The 895-nt window shown below is 46.0% G+C and carries 2 protein-coding genes; both read left to right on the forward strand.

The window, feature by feature from the left end; genetic code table 11:
- On the forward strand, window positions 1-289 hold a 289-nt coding region (locus NL42_RS19465), incomplete at its 5' end, for a 3-oxoacid CoA-transferase subunit A (RefSeq protein WP_461313996.1).
- A gap of 18 nt (window positions 290-307) precedes the next feature.
- The coding region (locus NL42_RS19470; RefSeq protein ID WP_461313997.1) for a 3-oxoacid CoA-transferase subunit B at window positions 308-895 on the forward strand (588 nt) is incomplete at its 3' end.

An 895-nucleotide genomic window follows, 5' to 3' on the forward strand; every position in this document is an offset into this window, starting at 1 on the left:
ACTTTTAGCTGAAGGCAAAGAAACCCGCCACATTGATGGTAAAGACTACGTACTCGAATATCCGATCAAGGCTGACTTTGCCTTGATTAAAGCTTACAAGGGCGACCGCTGGGGCAATCTGGTTTACCGCAAATCTGCACGTAACTTTGGCCCGATCATGGCCATGGCAGCTGATGTCACCATTGTTCAGGTCTCTGAGGTAGTTGAGCTAGGTGGACTAGATCCAGAGCACATCATTACCCCGGGCATCTTTGTACAACACGTTGTTCAAGTACAGCCAGCACAATAAGCAATAAGGAGAAATAACATGAGCTACCAGAAACTCAGCCGTGACCAGATTGCAAAACGTGTGGCACAAGATATTCCAGATGGTGCCTATGTGAACTTAGGTATTGGCTTACCAACCAAGATTGCAAGCTATTTACCTAACGATAAAGATATTTTTCTTCATTCTGAAAATGGTCTATTGGCATTTGGCCCACCACCAGTGGAAGGTGAAGAAGACCCTGAACTAATTAATGCAGGTAAAGAGTTTGTGACCATGCTTGAAGGTGGCAGCTTTTTTCACCATGGCGATTCATTTGCGATGATGCGTGGTGGACACCTTGATATTGCAGTGCTTGGCGCATTTCAGGTTGCAGCGAATGGTGACTTGGCGAACTGGCACACGGGTGCGCCGGATGCGATTCCTGCGGTGGGTGGTGCGATGGATTTAGCTGTAGGTGCTAAAAAAGTATTTATCACCACAGATCATGTGACTAAGCAAGGTGAACCGAAGATTGTGGCTGAGCTGAGCTATCCGGTAACTGGGAAAAACTGTGTTGACCGTATTTATACCGATCTTTGTGTGATTGATGTGACTACCGATGGTTTAAAGGTGATTGAGAAAGTGGAA

The organism is Acinetobacter sp. GN11, from assembly GCF_054823985.1.